Origin of the sequence: Psychrobacter pacificensis (assembly GCF_900101915.1) — a bacterium.
In the GTDB taxonomy this organism is placed as follows: Bacteria; Pseudomonadota; Gammaproteobacteria; order Pseudomonadales; family Moraxellaceae; genus Psychrobacter; species Psychrobacter pacificensis.
In genome coordinates, this window is record NZ_FNAL01000010.1 from 24065 (window position 1) to 47294 (window position 23230).

Below are 23230 nucleotides of genomic sequence, written 5' to 3' on the forward strand. Positions count from 1 at the left end.
CAATACGACATGACTTTATTATTACCAACATCGACCGCTGGCAGCTTGCCAAAACCCTCTTGGTTGGCAGAACCTGAAAAAATTTGGTCGCCGTGGCAACTTGACGGTGAAGAATTGCTTCAGGCAAAACAGGATGCGCTGCTAGTATCGCTACAAGAGCAAGTGCAAGCAGGCATCGATATCGTCAGTGACGGTGAGCAGACCCGTCAGCACTTTGTCACTACCTTTATTGAGCACTTAGACGGCGTGGATTTTAACCAGCGCGAAACCGTGCGTATCCGCAATCGATATGATGCCAGCGTACCGTCAGTGGTGGGTGCCGTGAGCCGCCAAAAACCTGTGTTTGTAGAAGATGCCAAGTTTTTACGTAAGCATACTGACAAGCCGATCAAATGGGCATTGCCTGGGCCGATGACCATGATTGATACGCTGTATGATGGTCACTATAAAAGCCGCGAAAAACTGGCATGGGAGTTTGCAAAAATTCTCAATCAAGAGGCCCGCGAGTTAGAAGCAGCAGGCGTGGATATTATCCAATTCGATGAGCCGGCGTTTAACGTCTTTTTCGATGACGTCAATGATTGGGGTATCGCGACACTAGAGCGCGCTATCGAAGGCTTAAAATGCGAAACGGCGGTACATATTTGCTATGGCTACGGCATCAAAGCCAATAACGATTGGAAAAAGACGCTGGGCTCAGAGTGGCGTCAGTATGAGCAAGCGTTTCCTAAACTGCAGCAGTCAAAGATCGATATCGTATCTTTGGAATGTCAAAATTCGCGCGTACCGATGGATTTGATAGAGCTCATCCGCGGTAAAAAAGTGATGGTTGGTGCAATCGATGTCGCCACTAATGATATTGAAACTCCTGAGGAGGTAGCCGATACGCTACGCAAGGCCTTACAATTTGTCGATGCGGACAAGCTGTATCCCTCGACCAACTGCGGTATGGCGCCGTTGTCTCGTGAGGTGGCACGCGGCAAGCTACATGCGCTGAGCGCTGGTGCGGCAATCGTGCGGCAAGAGCTGAGCGTTTAGCAAAACTTAACAAGTTCTGGCTTGTTTAAGCTTATGAGTGGCCTCAGTTAACAAGGTACTTATAGATTTAACGTTTCTCAGGATTGTAGTAATGATAAAAGATATGATTGAAGCCACTGATTTTAGAGATGCCATGGCGCTATTGCCCACGGCGGTCAATTTGATCACCACCAATGGTCCGTCAGGCACTCATGGGTTTACTGCCTCGGCGGTATGTAGCGTCACTGATACACCGCCGACACTGCTGGTGTGTATGAATCAAGCCGCGCGCTCGCATAGGCATTTTGTGGATAATAAAGTCTTGAGCGTCAATGTGCTTGGTGCCCAGCATGAACACTTATCCAATGCTTTTGCTTCTAAACTAAGCTCAGATGAGCGTTTCGAGCAAGGGGTTTGGACTGAGCTTGTGACAGGCGCGCCTATCCTGAAAGATGCGCTAGTGAGCTTTGATTGTGAGATTGAGCACATTCAAGAAGTGGGTACGCATAGTGTGCTGATGTGCCGAGTGGTCGCTATCAAACCTCCAGAATCCCCAAGCGGGCAAGATGAGAGTTTAGTGTATTTTAACCGTGCTTATCATTACGTCGGTCAAGTTGAGCTTGTATAAGTCATAACTGGCATTAATATAGAGCACTTGCTCAGAAAATAAATCTATATAAGAAGACACTATCCCGTGGAACTACTCATTTTTTTAATCATAGGTGCACTAGCAGGTTTTGCGGCCGGGCTTTTCGGCGTGGGCGGTGGCACCATTATCGTACCGCTGTTATTTATCGTCTTTACCCAAATGGGCTACGATGCCGATACCATTATGCATCTGGCTTTGGGAACGTCGCTTGCGACCATCATCGTCACCTCGATCAGCTCCTTGATGGCGCATAATAAAAAGGGCGGCGTCATGTGGCCGGTCTTTAAAAATCTAGCACCTGGTTTGGCGCTAGGGTGTTTTTTGGGAGCAGGGATAGCAGGGCAAATATCAGGGTTATATCTGCAGCTGATTGTCGGGGTGTTTTTACTGTGGGTCGCTTATAGAATGTTTACCGCTGGTAAAAGACGTACACATATGAGTGATGCGAGTCATACGCCTGTGGTATTACCGTCTAAACCCAAGCAACTTGCGGCAGGTGGTATTATTGGTGTGGCTTCGGCCATTTTTGGTATTGGCGGTGGCAGCTTAACGGTGCCGTATCTCACCCGTTATAATGTGGTCATGCAAAAGGCGGTAGGCACGTCGGCGGCGTGTGGTTTGCCTATTGCCATTGCTGGTGCGCTCGGCTTTATGTTCTTTGGTATGCAGCAGCAAGTTGATGTACCCAATACCATTGGCTTTGTGCATATTTATGCCTTTTTGGGCATTGCGAGTATGAGCTTTTTTACCGCTAAAGTTGGGGCAAAAGTTGCTCATATGCTCTCACCACCCCTGTTAAAGAAGTGCTTTTCGGTATTGTTATTCGTAGTGGGACTTTATTTTCTGTATAAAGGGTTATTTTGAAGATTTGGATTGGTGTGTTTGAAATATGAAGACTAAGAACGATATGATATTGCTTAATATTGAAAATCACGCCTAGTTTAGTAATCTGTTATAAAATGCTACTTTTCTTACTTGCTGTGACTGCGTCTCCAGAGGCTGCGAAAAATAGCGTTTAATCTTGCTATACCATTTTTATAATGGTTTCACTATAACATCCATTATATTCTTAGCGGTTTTCTTTGGTTTAGAAGCTATTAGACTTGAGACTGTCAGGTAAGCTTCATTAACTATAGTTAGCTGAATGTAAAACTGTTATGGATTTAAACGCGCTACTGGTATAAATTTTACTTGCGTGCTGCGTTCCCAGAGGCTGCGCAAAATTCATCCCAGTAGCGCTATGACATTTTTAGAGTGTATTGACTATATCGAAAATTCTATCTAAACATCAAGAATGATGCAGGTTGTGGTGGCATGAGCATACAACTTGCCATCAGGCCCTACAATTTTTCCTTCAGCAGTTGCTGTTCTTCGACCAGCATGAATGACTTTACCTTCAGCCCGTACTAAAGGTGTTGCCACTGTCAAAGCTCGCACCATATTTACTTTTATCTCTAAAGTTGTATAGGTTTTTCCTGCTGGTAAAAGGGTATGTACAGCGCAGCCAACAGCAGAATCTAAAAGCGTACAAAACCAGCCACCATGGACTGTACCCAATGGGTTGTAATGATGACGCTTTGGACGCCCTTGAAAAACGGCAATACCTTTTTCCATATGAATAGGAGTGTAGTCGAGCGTTAGACCAATAGGAGGATGAGGCAGCTCTCCTGCAAACATAGCGTTAAAAATGTCCATACCGCTGCGAGTGGTTAAGTCTGATAATGGAATGACGTCAGCGTCACCTAGCTTTTCTCTAATGAGTGCTTCTTCTGTTTCCCATGTTGCTATAGTTTCTTCAACATTCATTTTCAATTCCTTAAAACGATAAATAAGAGGTTAGCTCATTCTTATAAAGACCAAAGTTTTATCAATTAGTGTTCTTGATGTTTGCTTTTATTTTTAAAATACATCGTGACATAGCCGATTAACCAAAAAGCACATATTGCTTGAAACCAGATAAGACTGTGCATGGTGATCGTCATAATATTATCAGTCTCAACGTTGTAGTGTAGTAATGACAATAAACCCATCAAGGCATACAAATAAAGCCACCAATGCCCCTTGCTCATCTGGCTTTTGACAGCCACGATCAAGCTGTAGATACCGATTGGTGTCAGGACGAACCAAAAAGCATCTACAAGCTGAGGGGATAACCAATCAGGCTCAGGATAGTGGTCAAAATAAACCACATTATGAACATAGTGCAAAATGCTCGAGAACACATTAAGTAATACAATGAAAATTAAGGTTTTATAATGTTTGTAACGATTTATCATGGTGTACCTTGTTGATCGTCTCTAAAATATCTTGCCAAATATGAGTGTTCTTGCTTCTAAAATAGCCAAAATGCCCAATTGATTGGTCTGATCCCCTGCCAATGCTATAGCGTTTAAAAGTGATAGGTCGATCGCTAGTCACATTTTTCCAAAAATTATGCAGGTTGCGTTCAGTGCAGATTTCATCATCATCGGCAGTGAAGACGAAGGTTGGCACATTAAAATTCTTGTAAGTCCCAAGGGGAATGGTTTTTCCATAGAATTTATCTGAGAAAAACAGCTCTTTTTCTCGGCACCAAGCCCCCCATTCATCTGTAAAACCAGCTGGCAAATCTTCCATGAGTTTGAAGCTTTTAGCCGGCACATAATTAAAGACTTTATTACTAAGCGGGGCTAAAAAACGGAAAAAGAAATTGGCTTTAAGGCGATAGCGAAGCGGCATATAGCTAAAGTATCCTGCTGAGACAGCCACTGCAATTAGAGCATCTAATTGATCGGCGTTATGAGCCAGACCTACCTGTTGACCACCAGTACTATGACCCACACAATACAAGGGTAAATCCTTAAATAGGCGCTTAGCTGTATCGATGGCAGCTGGAATGTCGTACCGTCCGATATCAGAATACTGATAATGACAATCCTTTAGATGACTCACTTTAGAATCGCAAAACCCTCTATAGTTCCATAGAATGACATGGAAACCATGCTCTCTTAAATATTTAGCAAAAGGTAAATAATAAGAAGTATTGGTAGCGGTTCCTGGGTTTATTAGAACAACGGCTTTAGGATTAGCAGCTTTATAAAGAGTTGTACGCAGCTCGACGTTATCGTCCGTCAATATATTAATATCCATAAAAGAACCTACTTGTTGTTAATTAACGCCTACTATAAACTATGGACATTACTCCACAGTCAAGCGTTAATTGAGGGTGCTCGATAATGAATATAAAAGAATTAACTGAAACAGTCGGACTAAGCAGAGATACGATCCGTTTTTACGAAAGGGAAGGATTAATTTCGTCACCATCTAGAAAATCTAATGGTTATAGAGATTACGATAACAGGATTGTAGAACAGCTCAATATGATTATTATGGCGAAGGAGTTAGGTTTTACCTTAAAAGAGATTAGAGAGCTAACAGAGCTATTGTATTCAAACAACCTGACGCAATCACAAATGGGTGAAAGGCTTCTAGAAAAAAACAAGCAAATTGAAGTTAAGATTCTAGAGTTATCTAAAATGAAAGCGTTAATAGATGATGCATTAAAAGGCATGTGTTCTTATAAGGATAAGCTAGCGCTTTAATCTAAGTTATGAAAGGTCCCGATACAGTACCTCCAGGTCTCAAATCATCTAAACCAATATCATGGCATAAAATTGACCCACTGCTATTTACTGCCTCAATCTTGTACTTTGCTTAAGGGAACTCAGACTTCATGAACTCAGCTATCTCTTCTTTGGTTGCTGACATAGGCCTATAGTGGTGTGTTCGTTTAGTCTTGTGACCAAAGACACAGTGAGATCTTCCAAGTGAGAATATATCAGCTATTTTGACAAATGGCTGATAATCTTTCAAAGACTCAGTTGTTGTGGGTCCTTTTCTATTTTTGTTATTCACAAAAAAATCCTTTGCCACCTCGTTGATACAAGATAGCAAAGGATGAATCTTCACACAATAGTGTGACGGGTAATTTATTAATAAAAATTACAATAAAATCAATAACTTATATTACTCAACCGTCACTGATTTGGCAAGATTGCGTGGCTGATCGACATCAGTACCGCGCATCACGGCCACATGGTAAGACAGTAGCTGTATGGGTACGCTGTAGACGATAGGGGCAAGCGTCTCGCAAACTGCTTTAACATATACTACATGTAGGCGGTCTTCAGCATTGATGTGACTATCTTCACTGGCAAAGACGAACAGCTCGCCGTGACGGGCATGTACTTCTTGCATGTTGGCTTTGAGCTTATCGAGCATACTGTCTTTGGGTGCCAGCACGACGATTGGCATGTCTTTGTCAACAAGCGCTAGCGGACCGTGTTTGAGCTCACCTGCGGCGTAGCCTTCAGCGTGGATATAAGAGATTTCTTTGAGCTTTAACGCGCCTTCTAGAGCGATAGGGAACTGTAGACCGCGCCCTAAAAATAAGCAGCTTTTCTTATCTTCAAAGTGCTCCGCCATCGCTTTGATCGGAGCATCAAGGTGCAAACTGGCATAGAGTTGACCGGGCAGCTTTTGTAGCTCGCCAAGTAAGGTGCTTAGGTTTGCGCTGTCGATACGCTGCTGTACTGCGCCTGTTTTTAAGACCAATAGCATGAGTGCGACCAGCTGGGTGGTAAAAGCTTTGGTCGATGCTACACCGATCTCAGGACCTGCAAGGGTCGGCAAGAATATGTCTGTCTCGCGAACCAAGGATGAGGTCGGCACGTTACATAGTGCTAGACTAACCAGTCCTGCTGGATTTTGTTTTTTGATCTCACGCAGGGCTGATAAGGTATCGGCTGTTTCACCAGACTGAGAGATACAAATCACCAGCGAGTTGTCGAGTACTACAGGATTGCGATAGCGGAATTCACTAGCAACCTCAACAGAGCAGGATAGGCGCATCAAGCTCTCAAACCAATATTTAGCAACCATCCCCGCATGATAGCTAGTGCCGCAAGCGATGATCTGTACATGCTGTACGCCTGATAATTGCGCTTCATTGCGTGCTAAAAAGTCATCACGCAGGGCTGATGCTTGGCGGTTATCAATCGCCATCTCAAGCGTACGCGCGACTGCATCTGGCTGCTCATAGATTTCTTTGAGCATATAGTGCTTGAACTCGCCTTTGTCAGCATTATGCTGCTTGGCATCGATTTCATGCACTTCGCGGCTGACTTCCTCGCCATTGACATAGACTTTAATGCTGTCACGGGTCAATTTGGCAATATCGCCTTCTTCTAGGTACATAAAGCGGTTGGTGACTGGCAGTAGCGCCAGCTGATCTGAGGCGATAAAATTTTCACCAATACCAACACCGATGACCAAAGGCGAACCTAAACGTACCGTGACCAGCTCATCTGGTGTGTCCACGTGAATGATGCCTAAAGCAAATGCACCATGCAGCTTAGGAATCACTGCGCGTACCGCTTCTAGCAAATCATTGGTTTGCTCATAAATGTCATGAATCAGATGCGCCACCACTTCGGTGTCGGTCTGTGAGGTAAACTCGTAGCCTTTAGCGATGAGCTCTTTTTTGAGTTCAGCGTAGTTTTCGACGATACCATTGTGAACGACGGCAATCTTACCAGATATGTGCGGATGGGCATTGCGCTGTGCAGGTTCGCCATGCGTGGCCCAGCGAGTATGAGCGATACCAATATGCCCATCAAAAAAATCGGTACTGGCTTCAACCGCATCGACCAAGGCTTGAACCTTGCCCACTTGACGCTCGCGATGTAATTCACCATCACGAATGACGGTTAAACCAGCCGAATCGTAGCCCCGATATTCTAGACGCTTAAGACCTTCAAGCAAGATATTCGCAATATTGCGTTCAGCAACTGCGCCAACGATTCCACACATGGCATCTCCTTAAATTTGTTTTTTAATAATTCAATATATGATGGTACAAGACTAGTAAGTGTCGTTAGCTACCAATGCTCAGTTATTAGCTCAAAAGTATGATGAAGCAGTACTACCACGATTGCCGTACTGCTTAGGTTTACTCAAGAATGACGACGATTGATCAAACTTTCGATAAATCAGTTATTTTTTAGTCGGTCGTTGAAAGTCATTTTTTTGTACCTGACGAGCTCGGCCAAATGCTAAAGCACTACTATCAACGTCTTTGGTAATGACAGAACCTGCAGCGATGGTAGCCGTATCTCCGATGGTTACTGGCGCGACTAGGCTTGCATTGGAACCAATAAAGGCATTATCTCCAATGATAGTCTGCGACTTGTTGACACCATCGTAATTACAAGTAATGACACCTGCACCGACATTGACGCCTGTGCCGACAGTTGCATCACCGATGTAGCTTAGGTGATTTACTTTACTGCCTTGACCGATTGTTGATTTTTTGATTTCAACAAAGTTACCGACTTTGCTGTTGTCAGACAATACCGTATCAGGACGCAGGTGTGCAAAAGGTCCTATGTCGACACCAGCTCCGATGTCAGCGCGATCAATCACACAGTAAGGCTTAATATAACAAGCATTGCCTATCTGAGCGTTTTTGATGACGCAGCCTGCTTCAATATAGACATTGTCGCCTAAAGTGCAGTCGCCTTCAAATACCACATTGACGTCAATAAACACATCTTGTCCGGCACTCAACGACCCGCGAATATCCACGCGCGTGGGATCGGCAAATTGAACGCCCGCTTCTTGTAGGTCGGCGACTATCTTGCGTTGCCACGTGCGCTCTAGGCTTGCGAGTTGTTGGCGGTTATTAACCCCTTCAATCTCAAACGTATGCTCAGGCTCAATCGCGGCAATCGTAATACCATCAGCGACGGCCATTTTGACGATGTCAGTGAGGTAATATTCTTGTTGCGCGTTATTGTTAGAGAGCTCTGGCAAATACTTATGCAGTAGGGCGTTGTCTACGCAGTAGATACCACTGTTGATCTCCTTAATATTTTGCTCGTCAGCACTGGCATCTTTTTGCTCAACGATGGCTTCAATGTTGCCGTTTTGGTCACGTTTGATACGACCCAACCCGAACGGATTATCGACAGTCAACGTCAGCATAGACATACCGTCAGTATTGGCAGCTTTTAAAGCAGCTAATGTCTGGCAGCTGACCAATGGCACATCACCATATAGAATGAGACTTTTCCCTGATTTCGGTAAATCAGACAGTGTCACTTTGACCGCATGACCTGTTCCTAACTGCTCAGTTTGAGCAACCCAAGTAAACGACGACTGTGTATATTGGTTGGTAATCTCTGACTTTACCTGATCACCGCCAAAACCATGGACAATGATGGTTTCATCAACAGTGAGCTGATTGCAAGTATCTAATACGTGGGCCAATAATGACTTACCAGCTAGGGTCTGCAAAACCTTTGGCTTTGCAGACTGCATGCGAGTGCCTTTACCGGCCGCTAAAATAATCACAGAAAGAGGAGATGTCATAATAAGCCTACAAATGTAACAAAATATAATGTTGAATTATAGCGTAAAAACTTGCACAAAAAAAATTATGACGTGCAAGCTTTGTAACTTGAATACTCAAAACTTAAGCAAGCAAAATCAAATACGTAAGATGGCTAAACCGAAGTAATGATTTCCGCGGAATAATATTAAAAAGACATAAACATCATCACAATGATGTAAATAATCAACCAAATCACTGCTGCCATAACCCCTGCAATAATGTCATCCAACATTACCCCAAGGCCACCCGCAACCTTTTTGTCTGCCCAACCAATCGGTGGTGGCTTTAAAATATCAAATACGCGAAATAGGATAAAAGCAGTCGGTAGCCAGCCCCAAAACATCGGCAGAATCATTATCGACAAGGTATTTTCAGACGTAGGAAATACATATGATAATATATAAGATAACGGCAATAGGGTAATCCACATGCCAGCCCATTCATCCCACACAATATGCGGATCATCGTGTACCTGCATCAACTCAGACGTACGCCCGCAAATCCAAACACCAACCAAACACGACAAAATCGTCAAGATTAAAAAAGGAACGAAACCCAAGCTCATAAGCGGCACGCCCACAATCAGACCACCAACCGTGCCCCACGTACCGGGCGCGCGTCGAGGTAGGCCGCTGCCCAAACCTAGTCCGAGCCAATAAACCATGCGGTCAAGCATACTGGCACCGATTGGTAGAGGCGGGCAGTCATTTGCTTGTCGAATATCAGGCTTAGATAAGTGTTGATCAGTCATGGATTAGCCTGTGAAATGTTGATAACCGGTGAGATTAGGCCACGTAGAGAAGGGGGTAGATTGAGTCGGTGTGACTGGCTGATTTTGATAAAACAGTTCAAGACGTGAGTGATTAGGCGATTTGGCATCTGTCGCAATAGAATCTGCGCGCGCAACGATTTCTCCAATACAAGTGACAGGCGTATTAGAAGTAGGTGGTTCAATATGTGCAGGCAAGGTAAACGCCAATTCGTAGTCATCGCCACCCGCTAATTGACATAACAAACGCTCAGATAACTCTACCGTGGCTAGTGACTTGCTACTCGGTAATTGATCTAAATGAATACGCATACTGACTGAGCTTTGCTGACAGATATGTCCAAGATCTTGATAAAGACCGTCAGAGATATCGATCATCGAGGTTGCGCCAGCTTGTGCCAAGGCGGCACCTAAGGCAATGCGCGGCGTCGGCATGTGCAAGCGATGCGCCAGTTGCTTACCAATAGGGCTATCGGGGTGCTTGAGGGCATAGGCAGCATCACCAAGGGTGCCTGAAACATAGATTTTATCGCCAACTTGTGCCCCTGAGCGATAAACAGCTGGTGTACCTGCGGCAAGCAATCCTTGCGCACTGACACTCAGCACCAATTGCGCACTGCGCGTGGTATCACCGCCAATCAACGTCACGCCAAACAGCTGGCAGGCATGAAACAATCCTTTGGCAAATGTCGTGAGCCATTCATGATTCGCTAGACGCTCAGGCAATGCCAACGCTAGCAAAATACTATGCGGCGTCGCGCCCATCGCTGCAATGTCTGAAACATTAACCGCAACAGCTTTATAACCAATTTCAAACGCAAGCTTATCTACTTGTGCAAAGTCAGCATGAAAGTGACGCCCTTGAACCAATGTATCAATGCAGCTAACCAAGCGTGATCTTGCTGGCAATGCCATCACAGCCGCGTCATCACCGATACCTTTTTCGATGCTGTTTTTAGTACCAGCCGCTGCGCTCTGTGCCGCTTGCCGCTGCAAAAATATACGCTCAATCAGCTCAAACTCGTTCATAACTAGTCTTAGTCTTTGGTATCGTTAGCGCTTTTCTTGCTCGCCTTGAAGTCACTGATATTGGCACTAGCTTTACTGGCACTACTGCGTTTAACGTTAGCTTTGTTAGCGCTGATACGTGGCTTATTTGATGCAGTCGGCGCATTATCGATCGCGCTTTCTGTTTCAGCAGCCGCTTCGATATTGTCAGCTACCGTTACTTCAGCCGAACTCGCTTCAGATTGTTTAGCCGCCGCTTTTTGTGACGTACGTAGGTTGGCATTGGTATCTGCTTGTACCTCTAAAGCACGTAGCTCACCAGCCATTTTATCCAGTACCGCATTGATCAGTTTGTGAGCGTCAGTCGCGCCAAAGTGATTATTCAGCTTCATTGCTTCATCGAGTACAACCTTGTAAGGAATCTCCATACGGTTTTGTAGCTCGTACGCACCAATCAGCAAAATAGCGTGTTCAACCGTATCTAACTTATCAATCTCACGATCAAGGTGTTGGCTGATAAGCGCGTCTAGGGCGTCGATCTGCTCTGGGATATCGCGCATCATTTCGTGATAGTAGCCGATATGGACGGTGTGCATAGCGTTGGTTGCGCGCGTGCGTGCCGCGATATCATGCGGCGCATTGTCTTTCCAGCCAAGCTTGCCATCTATATCAAAGCGGCGGTCGGTGACAAGCCACTCGTATAGACCTTGCATAGCAAAGCGGCGCGCCTTACGGATAGCGGTATGACTGGTCTTGTAAGAAGACTCACTCATATCGAAGGTTTGATCACCTGCACTACTGCTCGCTATACGGGTAGCTTCAGCTTGATTGGCTTGTGCGGTTTTCGCAGCGCGAATCGCGCGCTTGAGTTGGTCAGTCATAGGGGGTCTGTACCTAAATTTTTTGAGATGATACCCAGTCAAAATATAAATTAACAAAGTAGCTTTTTAGCTTTGTTTATTTAAAACTTTAAAGAGTATAGAAATACGGCGAAAATTCAAAAAATAGCCAGTGTGTTGATAGCTGGCGTCATGTTACAAGGTGCTGCTATTGCTCAATAGCAGCACCAGTTAGACTAATAAATTTGAGCTTTAAGGCTTAAGCTTCATCGATATCATCAATATCAAGCTGTGATAGAACAGCAATCATCTCTAATACGACCATCGCAGCTTCAGAGCCTTTATTACCTGCTTTGGTACCGGAGCGCTCGATAGCTTGCTCGATGCTGTCAGTAGTGATGATACCGTTGGCGACAGGAATATTATAATCCATTGCCACAGCGCTCAAACCTTTGGCCGACTCGCTGGCTACAATATCAAAATGTGGCGTGCTGCCACGGATGATTGCACCCAATGCCACAATGGCGTCAAAACGATCTGATTCCGCAGCACGCTGGGCCACAAGTGGCAGCTCGAATGCTCCAGGCACACGAATAACAGTAATGTTGCTACCCAATACACCATGACGGAGTAGGGCATCAATCGCACCATCAACCAATGACTCAACGACAAAACCATTAAAACGACCGACGACAATACCAATGCGCGCGTCAGCGTTTTGATGCAAGTTACCATCGATATGAGTCACGTCGTTGCGCTGCTGTTGTAAATTCGACATAAAAAATCCTTTGCTTAATAAGCGTTCAATTGAAATATAGGCATCAATAAATAGCTAAACAGTCTGATGCGTTCAATCGACTTGGCCGCCTATTATTTTGGCGTTGCTCTAGTTAATTGAACGAAAATAAATGGTTAGCACTATGATAGCATTTTTTTGGGTGTTATTTGTATTTTACGAGCGTGCTACAGACGCATCTGTATCCCTTGTGCTGCCATATAGGCTTTGGCCTCCGACACGGTATACTCACCAAAGTGAAAAATACTGGCGGCAAGTACCGCATCGACGCCGCCTTCTAACACGCCTTCTGCCAAATGTTGCAGGTTGCCGACGCCGCCTGAGGCAATGACGGGCACATTGACGCGGCTCGTAATTTGTTGCATGAGTGCCAAATCGTAGCCTTTTTTGGTGCCATCACCGTCCATTGAGGTGACCAGCAATTCACCAGCGCCCAGCTCAGCCATTTTGCTCGCCCAAGCGACGGCATCGATACCGGTTGGCTTACGGCCACCATGGGTGAAAATCTCCCAACGCGGCACAGTAATCCCATCGACGTTGATGTCAGCGACGCGTTTGGCATCGATGGCCACAACGATACATTGGTTGCCAAACTTCTGCGCGGCTTCACCGACGAACTCAGGCGTAAATACCGCAGCTGAGTTAATTGCGACTTTATCTGCGCCCGCATTGAGCAAATTGCGGATATCAGCGATTTTTCGCACGCCGCCGCCTACGGTGAGTGGGACAAATACCGTTTCAGCCATACGCTCGACCGTATGATAAGTGGTATCGCGCTCGTCATTGGTCGCAGTAATATCCAAAAAAGTAATCTCATCAGCGCCTTGTTCATTGTAGCGGCGAGCGACTTCGACAGGGTCGCCTGCGTCTTTGATATCGACAAACTGTACGCCTTTGACCACGCGGCCATTGTCAACGTCCAAGCAAGGAATGATACGCTTTGCTAACATAGGGTCTTTCACCTTATAATCAATTCATAGGCGCTAGTCTAGCAAAATCACTGCTATTTCAGGCAGGTTTTCGCAAGATTATTACGCTTTTCACCATCGTTTTATGATGTGCGGTACAATTGCGGTCATTACCGCATCAATTTATTCTATCTAACCTCTTTACCCAATTGCTATAAGTGAGATGTCATGTCCGTCTATACCCAGTTAACCGATGATCAGTTTGCCGCCTTTTGCCAAAGTTTTGGCGTATCGTTTGCCCGCGCGATTCCGATCACTCAAGGTATTAAAAACTCAAACTGGTTTATTCAAACGACTGACGATGTAGACGGCACCTACTCTTACGTGTTTACATTATTTGAAGAGCGTCCTCCTGCTGATATCGAAAAAATGGCCGTTATCCTCAATCAGTTAAATGGCAAATTACCAGTCGCCGCACCGTTAGCCGTTATTGAGTCAAATGGTTCGCGAACAGATGGTGATGATAAACGCTATGTCATCCATTATGAAGACAAAGCCATCACTTTAGTGCCGTGTCTAGCAGGCTCACATCCCGAGCAAACTACGCAAGCGATGTGTCACGATATTGGCGCAGCATTGGCGACGCTACATGAGACGCTGCAAGCATTGCAGCCAAGTGAGCAGTACGGCGTGCCTTTGTATCCATGGAGCGACGTGCGTGACCGTGAAATGCAGTTCATGCCAGGTGACGAAGGCAAGCTGATGAGCGATATTTGGCGCGCTTATTCAGAGCTGCCATTAGATACCTTGCCAAAAGGTCTATGCCATTTAGATATGTTTGCCGACAATACCTTATGGAATCTACAAAAAGGCGAGGCGCGTCTGACAGGTCTACTAGACTTCACCGAAGTCAGCGTCGAGCATTACGTGATGGATATTGCGATCACTATCAATGATTTTTGTACCACGTGGGGCGGCGCAGAACAAGGTGAATCTGTGAACTTTGACCGCAGTAAAATGGCAGCGTTCTTACAAGGTTATGAATCGATACGTCCACTCAATGGTGAGGAAAAACGTGCACTACCTGTGATGCTAGCAAAAGCGGCCGTGATTTTTTGGTTATTGCGCCTCAATGTGATTCATTACAACCGTACCGAAGGTCGTACGGGTGATAACATCATGGTCAAAAACCCTGACCTAATGAAGCGTCTGGCCGCTTACCATTGGGCGCATGTTGAAAAGTCGCAAAACACCGTATTTGTACTATTAAGCAAACCAGACAATCAAATAGTCGGTGTGTTTAGCAGTATTACCCAAGCTGAGCAAGCACATGATCACTTAACCAACACCAATGATTTTACGATTGAAACATATACGTTAGACCAATTGGCATAAGTATGTTTTACTCAGGTATGTACCTACCAACACTTTGAAGGCGATCCCATGACCGATCACGTTGACAACTGGCACAAACTGGCGCGCTTTGATACCAATATACAAGGCGAGCTGCATGCCAATCTATTACGTAATAACGGCATAACCGTGTCCTTGCAGCCGCTCAGCGCAATCCCTGGTATGAACTCGGGTATCGTTCTCTGGGTAGAAGACACCGTCTTGGCAGAAGCTCAGCGCATTTTGGATACCATCCCAACTGATGGTGCCGCTTTGCTTGATGAGATGAGTGATGCTGACTTTGATGCGCTATCTGCCAATCAAAGCAATGCTACTCAAGGCAATGCTACTCAAGGCAATGCTACTCAAGGCAATGCTACTCAAGGTAACTCAATAATAGATGACAATAACGGCGGTACTTTATAAATGTGTCAACTCTTAGGAATGAACTGTAATACCCCAACAGATATTGGTTTTAGCTTTGCAGGGTTTCGCAAGCGCGGCGGTATGACGGACAGTCATGAAGATGGCTTTGGTATTGCGTTTTTTGAGCGCAGCGAATGCAGCAATAATGACAAAACCAATGATGAGACGGCAAATGACTCAACGGGTCTGCGTTTGTTTCATGATAATCGTCCAAGCCATCTATCGCCAGTCGCTGATTTGGTTAACAACTATCCAATCAAAGCCATGAACGTTATTGCGCATATTCGTAAAGCGACGCAAGGGCAGAACTGCTTGGCAAACACCCATCCATTCGTCCGTGAAGTCTGGGGCGAACAGTGGGTATTTGCGCACAATGGACAGATGAATAGCGAATTTATCAAACGCTGTCAGCGCTTGCAAGACAACGGCAATGCCGCGCATTGTCAACCAGTAGGCAGTACTGATTCTGAGATGGCATTCTGCTATTTGGTCAATCGTTTAAAGAGCAGCTTTAAAACCCGTCCTGATGACAAGACACTGTTTAATTTTTTGACCACCCAATGTCGCTATCTATCGGCCAATGGGTTATTTAATTGCTTAATATCCAATGGCAGGTGGCAACTGGCGTATGCAGGTAGCTTACTGTTTTATCTCACGCGCAAAGCGCCATTTGGTGAAGCCAAACTGGCGGACGATGATATGGCGATTAATTTTAGCGATGTCACCACCGATACCGATAAGGTGACGATTTTGGTGACCGTGCCATTGACTGAAAATGAGAAGTGGCAGCAGCTCGCCGTCAATGAATGCTTAATCTTTCAAGATGGTGACGTCATTTATAAAGACAGCCCAAGCCTGCGTAAATTTTTGACCATTGATGAAGGTATCGCCATTGCGCGGGAAGTGGGGGCGAGTGTTTAGGAATCAGTGTGGCAGTCAACATTAACATTTACAAAAAATAACGAGCGATTATGGTCTACAACAATCTTTTCCAAGCGTTAGAGAAAATTGATCAGGCAGCGACAGAAGAAGCATCCAATACAAAGTATGGTTTCAATATATTCTCTATCTTGAGAAGAGATGATGAAGAAGTGGGTCTACATTCTAAGTTTTTAGCGGAGCTTTTAAGTCCAACAGGTAGCCATGGTATGGATGCCTTTCAAAAGCTATTTATCGATCAGGTAGTGAATGTAGCTTTTAAAAATAAAGATGAAAAACGTCTGCCACTTTGTCTAAATCAACCCTATACGTGTCAAACTGAAGTGGCTATCACAAATTCTGGTCGGATAGATATTATTTTAAAAAATAACGAAAATATCATCGTTGTTGAAAACAAAATCAATGCTTATGATCAAAGAGCACAGCTCCAGCGCTATTATGAAGCTTGTAGAAATATGAACTATGAACCAGAAAATATCTATATCTTATATTTAAATAAATATGGTGATCCAGTTAGTACTTATAGTAAAGGGAATTTAAAAGACAGTGATTTTGCGCAAATAAGCTATAAAGAGGATGTGGCAAATTGGTTAGATGCTTGTATTATTGAGGCAAAACCATATCCCCATATTGAGCACACATTGTTACAGTACAGAAGATTGGTTGGAAAATTGACGGGTGATACAAGGTCGGCAAAAATGAAACAAGCGCATATTGAACTGTTATACCAAAAAGACAATTTTAAACTGGCGCATGAGCTGAGCGAGTCGCTTGTCAGCTTTCAAATTGATTTACAAAAGAAACTTTGGCAAGAGTTACAAGAAGTATTAAAGAAGAAAGGCTATGATTTCAATTTTTGTGATGAGAATCTACAGTTGTGTGATAGGAATAAAAAAATTAAGAACTACTATAAACCTCAGAAACCATCTAGAAAATACGGTATTCAGTGTAAAATTGGTAGTTTAGAAGAGTACGATATTAATTGTTTTATACAGGTCTATAAGAATGTTTATTTCGGTATGATTAGTTCTCGAGAGGGCAGACCTATTGGGTATCCATCTTCTTTAAATAACCTAGCAACTCAAATCGGTAGCTTGAATATACCAATAGTTGGTAATACTAAAGAATGGGCTTTAGGAGGAGATCTTAAACCAACACAGCCTATACAATTTGATAAAATTAAGAGTCTTTATAAAATTGCTAATAATAATGACAGAGCACAGTGGATTGAACAAACCACTGATGAAATCGTTTCATTTATTGAGAGTGTCAAAAGCTTAGGACTTATTGATGTTCACTCGGCTACAGATACATCCCACAACACCGTTTAAACTTCTCCCCTGAGCCACAAATACACGGCTGTTTTTGGCTCACATTCATACGCACAGTCGGGTCGATAAAGTACCAGCGTGCATCTTGATTAGTTTTGTTTGTAACCTTTACGAAAGCAGACAACTCGTGGTGCGCTTGTATTTTTCCTGCTAAATCATTTGTATTATCTTTGGTATTAAAATAAGCCTTAAACTCAACCTGTGCATGCCTTTTACCAAGCTTTGGCTTGTGTTCTACAATCTCTAATCCTGCCCAGTCTGTATCCATCGCCCAACTTTTAATTGCCTGAACGTCAAGCAAGCCTTGCTGCGCAGGTACTGTGGTGTTGACGATATAGTCTGGTTTAATCAATACAAAGGCACTATAGCGCGTACGCATGAGCCGTTCGGCTGTTTCCGCTTTTATACCATCTGCTTTATCAATCTCATCATTATAAAAAGCATCATGATAAGGCTGGCAGCACTCTTGATAGGATAGTGGAGCGTCTGTCGTCTCTGTTGTTGGATTGATCTGGCAAGGGCACACGGGTAAGGAAGATTGCATGTTTGACTCTAATTTTCGTTTGGGCTTATTCGTTTATGCTTAATGATCTTATGATAACTTTATTGCAGCATGCCTTTTACTAACTCTGGCAATATACCGACTTTGAGCTGCGCCCATGCAGAAGGGTCGCTCAGTCGTAACCAAAACATCTCAAAAGGCGGGGCAACATATACCAGTAGAGCAAGGATAGTATATAAGAGCAGGTACCACCATTTGTCTTTCGGCTGATAAAACTTCATCGCCGTACCCGATGAGCGCTTCATTTTCATATTGGACAAATTGACGCTATATAGCTCGTCCAATGACAAATGCACCATCGCGCCACCAAATAAAAACAGACCATAAAACCAACTGGTTGTCAGTGGTAGGTGCAGACCATAATAGCTTAGACAGGTTAACCCCAGTCCAAGTATCGCCATATAAGGCACAGAGTGGATGACACCGCGATGCACCGTCATAGTGGTAAAGATATGAAAGATCACATAACGCATAAAACCATAACTCGCCAGCCATAATGCGATCAATGCCAGCAAGCTCAAATCACTGCGCCAATGCATGACCAAGCCAAAGGCAAAGACAAACGAGGTAATATCAAAACCGAGCTTAATCGGTGTTGAATTATCTGAATCCAAGTCTGGTAGCAATCCACCGATGGTACCAAGCGCCACGCATACTAAAAACCCTGAATCATCAATCAAGCCTGCCTTATAAACCGTCAAACTCAGAGTGCCGCTCACCATAAAAGCGACATTTAAGTGGGTATTAAAATTTGCCATAAAACTTGTTCATCCATAGCGCTCAAAAAGACCTTTCGAGCGGCGCATCTAGCTGTAAAAAAGCGCCCCATGATACCATAGAGTAGCCAGACATCTAACAGAGATAGCCTGTAAGAGAGAGCTTCTATGCCTGCCAGTGATTTATCTACCAAACCTGATTCTACCGCCTGTATTGAGCCGCCGTCTAAAATAGAGGGCACACTTGATAACAGCTTTGCTGAGATTGATTGGCAAGCGCCGTGGCTGTTGCACATTACTCAACAACATTACTTGAGCACCACTATTGAGCACCTTAGTAGACCAAGTCAGCAGATGAATAGCTCAAATGAATCCGTTAGTTTGGATAATGCAGAAAGTCTAGATACGCATGGTATCAATGCTTGTAACATCAGTACGCCTGACACGATTGCCAACGTCTTAAAAACGTCGATGCAGCAGCAGGCCAATCATTTAGAACAGCCATTACCGCAGACCAAACCTACCCATAACCAAACGCCTCAAACGCTACAGTTTGTCTCTCAAAACGCATTACCTGAAGGGGAGGCTTACGAGCATTTCATCGGTACAACTGGCAACATTCCGACGCGTGACAACTTGCATGATTTATTTAATGGCAGCATTTGGCTGACCTTTCCCAAGACCAAAGCAGTGCTGAATTATTACCACATGCTGGAAATCGCCAAACAAGGCATCAGTGAGCGTCGAGGGCGTGTGCGTGACACTATTACGGTGTTTGATGAGAATGGGGCAGTGCTGGTCACGGCAGACCCTAATATTGGTGAGGCATTGGTTGATTTCGACTGGCAGTCAAGTTTGGTGAGACCCCGTGATAAATGGGACGATCCAACACAGCCTGATGACAGCGCTCAAGCCGCAGTCTATATCTTTGGGCATGCCTTGCTAGAGCAGTTACTCTATCCGCGCAAACCCTTATGTGCGCACAGCATTGTCATCCATGTGACGCAACGTTTCTTTACCCTACCATTAGCTGAGCGTATACGTTTTTTGGATGACAAAGTTGCCGAATACATGGACACATTATTATCAAAAGATGACGTGACACCGCGCCAGCTTGCGCCATTGCCAATCTTAGGTGTGCCGCATTTCTGGGCAGAAAATGCAGTGCCTGATTTTTATGAAGACAGCTATGTATTTCGCAGTGGTCGACGCCAAAAGAATAAAAAGGAATGAGTCACTTAAGATTGGTTAGCCAAACCTTTGTTACGTTTACGATTGTGCCACGATTTGACAACGTCCAGACGTTAACAAAGCCTCATATGTTTGTTATGGTAAAAGGACGTTTCTGTTAAACAGCAAAGAGATGGTTATCTCTTTTGTTAACACAGAGTCACATCAGACCGTTTTATTAAACTGCTCTGCTGATTAAAGATATATCGATCATCTATTGAGCCACCCGTTATACATAAACTTATAATAATTTATGTCTAGGATTTATAACAACGATAAGGAAGCTATCATGAGTGATATTTTTAATGTAAAAGACACCCTTTCAGTTGCTGGCAAGGAACATGCCTACTACAGCCTGCCTAAACTTACCGAAACTTACGAGCATATCAAAACGCTACCATTTTGTATGAAGGTCGTGTTAGAGAATCTACTGCGTAACGAAGATGGCGGCCAGTCGGTCGGCAAAAACCATATCGAAGCGGTTGCCAATTGGGATGCAGGCGCCGAGGCGTCAAAAGAAATCGCCTTTATGCCAGCGCGTGTGGTATTGCAGGATTTCACCGGCGTGCCATCAGTCGTTGATTTGGCTGCGATGCGTGATGCAGTGGTCGAGCTTGGCGGAAAGGCTGAGCAAATCAACCCATTTATCCCTAGTGAGCTGGTCGTCGATCACTCTGTACAGGTCGATGCTTATGGCCGCGAAGATGCGCTCGATTTGAACGAAAAAATTGAATTTAAGCGTAACAATGAGCGTTATGAGTTCTTACATTGGGGCCGTAATGCCTTTGAGAACTTTGTCGTTGTCCCGCCCGCGACGGGTATCGTGCACCAAGTCAACCTTGAGTATCTTGCGCGCGTGGTCATGGCAGCAGAGGTCGATGGCGAGCTGACCGCCTATCCTGACACGGTATTTGGTACCGACAGTCACACGACGATGATTAATGGTATCGGTGTGCTTGGTTGGGGCGTTGGCGGTATCGAAGCTGAAGCGGCGATGCTCGGTCAGCCGTCTTCGATGCTGATTCCGCAAGTGGTTGGCTTTGAGCTAACAGGCAAACTCAGTGAAGGCGTCACCGCGACGGATTTGGTATTGCGTGTGGTCGAGATGCTACGAGCACATGGCGTGGTCGGTAAGTTTGTCGAGTTTTATGGCGAAGGCCTACACAGTATGCCACTTGCAGATCGGGCGACGATTGCCAATATGTCTCCAGAATATGGCGCAACTTGTGGTATCTTCCCGATTGACCAAATGGCGATTGACTATCTGCGTCTATCAGGCCGTGACGAAGCGCAAATTGAGCTGGTCGAAAAATACGCCAAGGCACAGGGTTTATGGCACGATGCCGATACGCCAGCGGCGACGTATTCGAGCAAGCTAGAGCTTGATCTGTCCTCTGTCCAGCCAGCACTGGCAGGCCCTAATCTGCCACAGCAGCGCATTAACTTAGCGGATATGCATGAGAAGTTTGGCGAAACGCTAGAAAAAATGACCAAAGATCGTAAGTCAGAAGTCGAAGGCAAAGTACGCTTTGACCAAGAAGGCGGCGAGCAAGAGCAAGCGGAACACTTGGCAGCTGAACCAAAGATCGACGTTGACACCGAAACTGAAGATAGCAAAGGCTACCAGCCAGCCAATAACGTGTTCTCAAGCGTTAATATTGACGAAAAAGAGCACAAATTGCGCGATGGTTCAGTCGTGATTGCCGCTATTACCTCTTGTACCAACACCTCAAATCCAGCCGTTATGATTGGTGCTGGATTGGTCGCCAAAAAGGCCGCTGCCAAAGGTCTAAAAGCTAAGCCTTGGGTTAAGACCTCATTGGCACCTGGCTCAAAAGTAGTGACGGATTACTTAGAAAAAACCAAACTGATGGATGAGCTAGAAAAAACAGGTTTTTATTTGGTCGGTTACGGTTGTACCACCTGTATCGGTAATTCAGGTCCGCTTCCTGATGTGATCGAAAAAGGCATTGAAGAAAACGATTTGGTCGCTGCCGCGGTCTTGTCAGGTAACCGTAACTTTGAAGGTCGTATTCACTCACACGTCAAGGCCAGCTACCTAGCATCGCCGCCATTGGTTGTCGCTTATGCCTTAGCAGGTACAGTCGATATTGACTTAACTACCCACCCACTCGGTCAAGATCAAGACGGCAATGATGTCTATCTAAAAGACATTTGGCCAACGTCAGATGAGATCAACGAGCTGATTGCCAATAATATCGATGCTGATATGTTCCGTAAAAACTATGGTGAAGTGTTCGACGGTAGTAAAGAGTGGAACGCGATTAGCTCAGCCGATAGTCAGCTATATCCATGGGATGAAGACTCAACGTACATCAAAAACCCACCGTTCTTTGATGGTATGACCATGGAGCCAGAGGGTATCCCTGATATCGAAGGCGCGCGTATCTTAGGTCTATTCGGTGACTCAATCACCACCGACCATATCTCACCTGCGGGCAATATTGATCCAAACTCGCCAGCAGGTAAATACTTGCAAGAGCGCGGCGTCATGGAAGCGGACTTCAACAGTTATGGCTCACGCCGTGGTAATGATGCAGTCATGACTCGTGGTACCTTTGCCAATATCCGTATCAAAAACCAAATGATGGGCGGCAAAGAAGGCGGTTATACCTATTACTTCAAAGATGACAAGTCGACGTTACAAGATGGCGAAGAAATGGCTATCTATGATGCAGCGATGAAGTATAAAGAAGATAAGCGTCCACTCGTCGTCCTCGGTGGGGCGGAGTATGGCTCAGGCTCTAGCCGTGACTGGGCAGCGAAGGGTACGATTTTGCTTGGTGTCAAAGCGGTACTGACTACCTCATTCGAGCGTATTCACCGCTCAAACCTCGTCGGTATGGGCGTGCTGCCATTGACTTTCAAAGATGGCGAAAACGCTCAAACCTACAAGCTCGATGGCTCTGAAGTGCTGAGCATCACTGGCCTAAACAATGGCGAGAGCAAAACCGCTCAAGTCACTGCCACCCGCGCCGATGGCTCGACTGAAACCTTTGAGGTCAATGTCGGTCTACAGACACCAAAAGAGCGCGAATACGTACGTCATGGCGGCGTACTGCACTATGTGTTGCGTCAGCTCGCAAGTGACAGTAAAAACGCTGCGTAATGGTTGATTAGCTTTTAAATAATACAAAGCCCAATTCCAGTAAAGTCTGGGATTGGGCTTTTTTTATGAGTAGTTAGATTTTATAC

The 23230-nt window shown here is 44.9% G+C and carries 21 protein-coding genes and 1 pseudogene; 10 read left to right on the top strand and 12 right to left on the bottom strand.

Translation table 11 applies throughout. The annotated features are described in order from the left end of the window. The first annotated feature begins 9 nt into the window (after positions 1-9). The 3 genes from BLR43_RS07480 to BLR43_RS07490 all read left to right on the top strand — a co-directional run bounded on the left by BLR43_RS07480 (position 10) and on the right by BLR43_RS07490 (position 2530). Positions 10-1038, top strand: a complete 1029-nt coding sequence (locus BLR43_RS07480; protein ID WP_093070076.1) for a methionine synthase — start codon at positions 10-12, stop codon at positions 1036-1038. Positions 1039-1141: 103 nt separating this feature from the next. After that, the gene (locus BLR43_RS07485; RefSeq protein ID WP_201587532.1) at positions 1142-1645 is read left to right on the top strand and encodes a flavin reductase; all 504 of its coding nucleotides are present in this window, start codon (positions 1142-1144) and stop codon (positions 1643-1645) included. Positions 1646-1711: 66 nt separating this feature from the next. Continuing rightward, positions 1712-2530 (top strand): sulfite exporter TauE/SafE family protein, encoded by an 819-nt coding sequence (locus tag BLR43_RS07490; RefSeq protein ID WP_071002733.1) that lies wholly within the window; start codon positions 1712-1714, stop codon positions 2528-2530. Positions 2531-2947: 417 nt separating this feature from the next. On the opposite strand, the gene BLR43_RS07495 is transcribed toward BLR43_RS07490, so the two are convergent. The 3 genes from BLR43_RS07495 to BLR43_RS07505 form a co-directional block, all read right to left on the bottom strand. Beyond that, positions 2948-3472, bottom strand: a complete 525-nt coding sequence (locus BLR43_RS07495; RefSeq protein WP_058023454.1) for a PaaI family thioesterase — start codon at positions 3470-3472, stop codon at positions 2948-2950. Between the two features lie 65 nt (positions 3473-3537). After that, entirely contained in the window at positions 3538-3855 is a 318-nt protein-coding gene (locus BLR43_RS07500) for a hypothetical protein (protein WP_244265490.1), read from the bottom strand. 61 nt (positions 3856-3916) lie between these two features. Beyond that, on the bottom strand, positions 3917-4795 hold the full coding sequence (locus BLR43_RS07505; RefSeq protein ID WP_093070083.1) for an alpha/beta hydrolase family protein: 879 nt from the start codon (positions 4793-4795) through the stop codon (positions 3917-3919). Positions 4796-4881: 86 nt separating this feature from the next. Between BLR43_RS07505 and BLR43_RS07510 the strand changes: the two genes are divergently transcribed. Then, positions 4882-5247 carry a MerR family transcriptional regulator gene (locus tag BLR43_RS07510; protein ID WP_093070085.1) on the top strand — a complete coding sequence of 122 codons (366 nt, stop codon included), beginning with the start codon at positions 4882-4884 and terminating at the stop codon, positions 5245-5247. A gap of 424 nt (positions 5248-5671) precedes the next feature. Here BLR43_RS07510 and glmS read toward each other — a convergent pair whose 3' ends face one another. The 7 genes and pseudogenes from glmS to hisF form a co-directional block, all read right to left on the bottom strand. After that, positions 5672-7516: a glutamine--fructose-6-phosphate transaminase (isomerizing) gene (gene glmS / locus BLR43_RS07520; protein WP_093070087.1), complete on the bottom strand. Its 1845-nt coding sequence runs from the start codon at positions 7514-7516 to the stop codon at positions 5672-5674. 183 nt (positions 7517-7699) lie between these two features. Continuing rightward, positions 7700-9076 (bottom strand): bifunctional UDP-N-acetylglucosamine diphosphorylase/glucosamine-1-phosphate N-acetyltransferase GlmU, encoded by a 1377-nt coding sequence (gene glmU, locus BLR43_RS07525; protein WP_093070089.1) that lies wholly within the window; start codon positions 9074-9076, stop codon positions 7700-7702. 167 nt (positions 9077-9243) lie between these two features. Beyond that, a complete protein-coding gene (locus tag BLR43_RS07530; protein WP_093070092.1) occupies positions 9244-9849 on the bottom strand; it encodes a phosphatidylglycerophosphatase A family protein in 606 nt (201 codons plus the stop codon). 3 nt (positions 9850-9852) lie between these two features. Then, the gene (thiL, locus tag BLR43_RS07535) at positions 9853-10896 is read right to left on the bottom strand and encodes a thiamine-phosphate kinase (protein ID WP_093070094.1); all 1044 of its coding nucleotides are present in this window, start codon (positions 10894-10896) and stop codon (positions 9853-9855) included. Between the two features lie 11 nt (positions 10897-10907). Continuing rightward, positions 10908-11756 (bottom strand): annotated as a pseudogene (nusB, locus tag BLR43_RS07540) (transcription antitermination factor NusB); the annotation flags it as partial. Positions 11757-11973: 217 nt separating this feature from the next. Beyond that, positions 11974-12492 (bottom strand): 6,7-dimethyl-8-ribityllumazine synthase, encoded by a 519-nt coding sequence (gene ribH, locus BLR43_RS07545; protein ID WP_057762077.1) that lies wholly within the window; start codon positions 12490-12492, stop codon positions 11974-11976. 185 nt (positions 12493-12677) lie between these two features. Further along, the gene (gene hisF, locus BLR43_RS07550) at positions 12678-13460 is read right to left on the bottom strand and encodes an imidazole glycerol phosphate synthase subunit HisF (RefSeq protein ID WP_071002744.1); all 783 of its coding nucleotides are present in this window, start codon (positions 13458-13460) and stop codon (positions 12678-12680) included. A gap of 186 nt (positions 13461-13646) precedes the next feature. Between hisF and BLR43_RS07555 the strand changes: the two genes are divergently transcribed. From BLR43_RS07555 to BLR43_RS07570, 4 genes are read left to right on the top strand one after another with little or no spacing between them, the layout of a single operon-like run. Continuing rightward, positions 13647-14813, top strand: a complete 1167-nt coding sequence (locus BLR43_RS07555) for a homoserine kinase (protein ID WP_093070099.1) — start codon at positions 13647-13649, stop codon at positions 14811-14813. A gap of 48 nt (positions 14814-14861) precedes the next feature. After that, positions 14862-15236, top strand: coding sequence for a hypothetical protein (locus tag BLR43_RS13850; RefSeq protein ID WP_227517134.1), 375 nt, complete (start codon positions 14862-14864; stop codon positions 15234-15236). Further along, positions 15237-16157, top strand: coding sequence for a class II glutamine amidotransferase (locus BLR43_RS07565; RefSeq protein ID WP_093070101.1), 921 nt, complete (start codon positions 15237-15239; stop codon positions 16155-16157). A gap of 50 nt (positions 16158-16207) precedes the next feature. Further along, complete coding sequence (locus BLR43_RS07570) at positions 16208-17506, top strand: PDDEXK-like family protein (RefSeq protein WP_093070104.1); 1299 nt, start codon at positions 16208-16210, stop codon at positions 17504-17506. On the opposite strand, the gene BLR43_RS07575 is transcribed toward BLR43_RS07570, so the two are convergent. Next, positions 17478-18050, bottom strand: coding sequence for a YchJ family protein (locus tag BLR43_RS07575; RefSeq protein WP_093070107.1), 573 nt, complete (start codon positions 18048-18050; stop codon positions 17478-17480). The two genes, BLR43_RS07570 and BLR43_RS07575, sit on opposite strands and share 29 nt — an antisense overlap. A gap of 59 nt (positions 18051-18109) precedes the next feature. Then, entirely contained in the window at positions 18110-18826 is a 717-nt protein-coding gene (locus BLR43_RS07580) for a metal-dependent hydrolase (protein ID WP_093070109.1), read from the bottom strand. Positions 18827-18952: 126 nt separating this feature from the next. On the opposite strand from BLR43_RS07580, the gene BLR43_RS07585 reads away from it, so the two are divergent. After that, positions 18953-20017, top strand: a complete 1065-nt coding sequence (locus tag BLR43_RS07585; RefSeq protein WP_093070112.1) for a DUF3025 domain-containing protein — start codon at positions 18953-18955, stop codon at positions 20015-20017. 286 nt (positions 20018-20303) lie between these two features. Next, positions 20304-23144, top strand: coding sequence for an aconitate hydratase AcnA (gene acnA, locus BLR43_RS07590; protein WP_093070115.1), 2841 nt, complete (start codon positions 20304-20306; stop codon positions 23142-23144). Positions 23145-23230 lie beyond the last annotated feature (86 nt).